4 protein-coding genes are annotated in these 3,749 nt (G+C 70.5%); 1 reads left to right on the forward strand and 3 read right to left on the reverse strand.

Going from position 1 to position 3,749, the window contains the following annotated elements:
* Window positions 1-185 precede the first annotated feature (185 nt).
* Entirely contained in the window at window positions 186-1,391 is a 1,206-nt protein-coding gene (locus ABT288_RS49625; RefSeq protein ID WP_351623403.1) for a bacterial transcriptional activator domain-containing protein, read from the forward strand.
* A gap of 137 nt (window positions 1,392-1,528) precedes the next feature.
* Here the strand turns inward: ABT288_RS49625 and ABT288_RS49630 are convergent, their stop codons facing one another.
* From ABT288_RS49630 to ABT288_RS49640, 3 genes are all read right to left on the reverse strand, one after another.
* Entirely contained in the window at window positions 1,529-2,425 is an 897-nt protein-coding gene (locus ABT288_RS49630; protein WP_351623404.1) for an NsdA family TPR-like regulatory protein, read from the reverse strand.
* Window positions 2,425-2,871: a nitroreductase family deazaflavin-dependent oxidoreductase gene (locus ABT288_RS49635; protein WP_351623406.1), complete on the reverse strand. Its 447-nt coding sequence runs from the start codon at window positions 2,869-2,871 to the stop codon at window positions 2,425-2,427. Before ABT288_RS49635 ends, ABT288_RS49630 begins: the two co-directional genes overlap by 1 nt.
* Window positions 2,872-3,025: 154 nt before the next feature.
* Window positions 3,026-3,749: Gfo/Idh/MocA family protein (locus ABT288_RS49640; protein ID WP_351623405.1), on the reverse strand; the 724-nt coding region annotated here is incomplete at its 5' end.

The following is a 3,749-nucleotide window of genomic DNA, read 5'->3' on the forward strand; positions in this document are numbered from 1 at the left end:
CCGAAACGCCCGCACCCCCCGACCACACCAACACGCCAAACTGATCAACACAGGCCAGACCACCAGCCACTGATCAGAAAAACCGCCACCGGACAACCGCGGCCGTTCGCTTCCCCGAGGCGGAGATCATCAACGCCTCCCTCAGCGAGCCGCAGCACCTCGACCACGCCGGCACCGACATCACCGTGCAGCGCCTGGAGCACGCCGCCTACCAGCAGATCACCACCGCGCTGAAAGTATCCGGGCAGCCGCCCCACCCGGCCGAGGAACCCTGGCAGGACGTCCCGGACGAGCTGGAAGGCATACAGCAACCCACGCCGGCACCGCCGCAGGAGTCCATCATGCCCTCCGCCACCTCGCTCCCGTCGCCGCCCGCAGCAACGGAGGTGAGCGGCGAGGTCTTCCCGGCCCTGCTCGCCGCCAGCACCGATCCCTCCGGGCTCCGTCTTCCCTCCCCCACCCCATCGCCGGCCGAGCCCGACAACGAGACCGGCCCGGGCAACGAAGCAGCCGTGCCTTTGGCCCCAGCGCCCTGGGCCGAGGCCGACTCCACCGACCCAGCACAGGCCGCGGAGGCCGACGCCCCGGCGGCCGCCGTCGAGGAGCCCACGGCGCCGGAGGCGGACGAGGGCGAGGCGCACGACCTGCACGCCCCGGAGATCCGGGTCCTGGGGCCGGTCGAGGTGACGGGCGTGGACAGCACCGGCCACGGCCCGAGGATGGCGCAGCTCGCCGCCCTGCTCTACTTCCGGCCCGGGCGCAGCGCGGATGTCCTGTGTGCCGACATGGATCCCATCCACCCGTGGTCGACGAGCACCCTCAACGCACGCATGCAAGGCCTGCGCAGCTGCCTGGGCAGCGACCCTGCCGGCAACCTCTACGTCCCGCGCCGCAAGACGGGCGAAGACCCCTACCGGCTCGCCCCCACCATGCGCTGCGACTGGACCCGCTTCCTCCAACTCGTCGAACACGCCCTACCACTGGGCACAGCAGGCCTCACCGACCTGGAGAAAGCACTGAGCTTGGTGCGGGGCAAGCCGTTCGGCGGCCGGCCGCTGCCCTGGGCCGAACCCCACGCTCAGGAAATGATCACACGGATCACCGACATCGCACACACCGTAACCACCCACCGCACCCCCGCAGGCCCCCACCACGACCTCAACGCAGCCCGCCACGCCGTCGCAACCGGCCTCGACGCCGACCCCACAGCAGAACTCCTCTACCGGGCGTGGATGCGAATCGAGGCCGCTGGCGGGAACCGCTCCGGGCTGCACACCGCCATCACCCGCGTCCAACAAGTCAACCGCGAACTGGACTGCTCGCTCGAGATCGAGACCACACAACTCATCAACGAACTCCTCAACAGGCCGGGCACGGCGGTGCGCATGTAGGTTCCGCAAAAGGGTGAGGCGGGCGGCGCCGCTTGTGGTACGCCGCGAGCGGGTCGCTGTCGTCGGCGCGAGGGATCGCGCGGGACGGCTGGTTCGGCGGTCCGGGTCGGGAGTGCTTGCCCATGGGTCCGATGGTCTCAGGCGGCGACAGTGGTCGGCCGGGCCGCGGCGAGATCCGCCGCGCGGGTGCGGACCTCGTCCACTACGGCGGTGCGGTACGGGCGGGCGGCATCCAGCAGGGTGTTGAGGCGGGAGGCGACCAGCGTGGAGTCGACCCGGGCGGCCTCGTCCAGCGCCTGGTGAGCTGCGGCGGCGCCCTGCTCCGGCTCGTTCTCCGTGAACAACGCGGCGGCCAGCCCGATGCGGTCCATGACCCTCACCCGGTCGAAGCCCGGCCTGCGCAGGGCGAGCGCATCGGTGAAGTGATCACTGGCACGACGGTTGCGGCCGACACCAGCAAGGTCGCGGGCGGAGACCGCGCGGGCGCCGGCGTGCTCGGCGGCGTCGAAGTAGTCCACCCACGCGGGCACGTTGCCCAGGCCGTCCGCTACCAGTTCGTCAGCGGCGCCAAGGTGCCGCTCGGCACCTTGCTCATCGCCGAGGGCCGCGTGCACCCGACCGGTCTGCGAGGCGACCAGCGCCCGGGTCGCGGGCAAGCTCGCCTTCTTCGCGGCGACGCCGAGCAGGCCCAGGGCATCGCCGGGGTGCCCAAGGTAGATCATCTGGTGGGACATGCGGGTGACGATCTCCACCCCGCGGTCCGGCTGCCCGGCCTCGGAGGCCGCGTAGATGCCGTACGACCAGTACCGCTGGGCGGTGGCGTACCGGCCGCAGTCGTGGCTGACCCACCCGGCCAGCGCCGCAAGGTCGGCGGTCGCCGCGAACACCCTGGCCTTGAGCTCGCGGAAGCGGTTCTGTTCCTTGCCTCGTCCCGCGCCAGCTACATCACCGGCGCGGTCCTCGAGGCACGCGGCGGACAGCTCGCGATCGGCTGACTCCGGGCTGGGCCCCACACCGAGACCGCCCGAGGTCACTACCCGACGACAGGTTCCAGGACGAACACCGGGAACTGCCGCGAGGTCTTCTTCTGCATCTCGGCGTACCTCGGAAAGACAGCGACCGCGCGCCGCCACCACTCGGCCCGCTCCTCGCCGGTGGCCTCATGGGCCGTCATGTCCTGCTTCACGGTGCCGTCCTGGAGTTCGACGTGCGGATCGGCCTTGATGTTGAAGTACCACAGAGGATGTCTGGGGGATCCGCCCAACGAGCCGACCACCGCATAGCGCCCGTCGCACTCGACGCGCATCACCGGCGCCTTGCGGATCTTGCCGGTCTTGGCGCCCCGGGTGGTCATCACCACCACGGGCCACCCCGTGTCCCACAGCGTCGCCCCCTTGGTGCCGCCCGATTCCTCGTACGCCTCCACTTGCTCGCGCACCCACTGCGTCGTGCTGGGTTCATACTCGCCCTCGAGAGGCATGGCATCCGTCCCCTCGTCGTAGGGATGTTCTCGCACCATGCTCCAACGCCAGTGCATGTATCCGGTATTCCGGACAGAGGTGACCTCGCGCCTGAACAAGCCCGACCTGCCGAGGGCGAAGCAGTCGAACTCACGACCTGACTGACTTCGGGACCTACGCGCCCTGCTCTGCGAGTGTGACCTTCCGGCCCGCGTGCGCCGCCTCTCGGATCCGCTCCAGCATGCGGTGTCGCCGGACGGCGTGCCGGAAGTCGGGAACGCCGTCCTCATCCGGCGCAGGGTTCCCGGTGATCTGGTCGCGCAGAAGCGCGTACTCGTGGGCGACGTTGCAGGCGGGCTCGGCGGGTCGCTCGGCCCATTGCGTCAGCGACCGCTGATAGCTGGCGGGAACCGGTAGCTCGGCCAACGTGCCGTCCTCTCCCCGGGCTCCGCTGAGCCGCAGCCCCCCGTACCACCACTGGGCCTGGTCGGCCTTGACGACGAGATCGCCGTCCGTGCCGTTGATCTCCCAGTGAAACGCGGTGGCGCGTGACGTGCCGCCGCGGATGTGCATTGCGGCTACGGCCCCCGACTCAAGCACCCCGGTGACGGCGATCTGGTCCTCTGCGGTCTTGGCCGCGACCGCCCCGCTCGTGACGTGGGTGACCTCCGGGCGCAGGTTTTCGATGAGAGCCGAGACCTCGCGGAACTCCCCGAGCACCATGGTCAGCGCGTCGGCCGAGTGCCCGAAGGGGATCGACAGCAGCGTGGCGCCGCTGGTGACGTCCAGCACGTACGCGTAGGTGTCGTCGTAGGTGGCGCCGCCGATCCAGCCCGACCCGAGCATGCTGGTCGACAGCACCCGCCCCACGTAGCCGTCGGCGACCAGGTCCCGCAGA

This window comes from Streptomyces sp. NPDC001093, from assembly GCF_040298985.1.
Lineage (GTDB): Bacteria > Actinomycetota > Actinomycetes > Streptomycetales > Streptomycetaceae > Streptomyces.

Coding starts and splice junctions, on each gene's coding strand:
- ABT288_RS49635 (WP_351623406.1), bottom strand. CDS start 2,871: ATGCCTCTCGAGGGCGAGTATGAACCCAGCACGACGCAGTGGGTGCGC.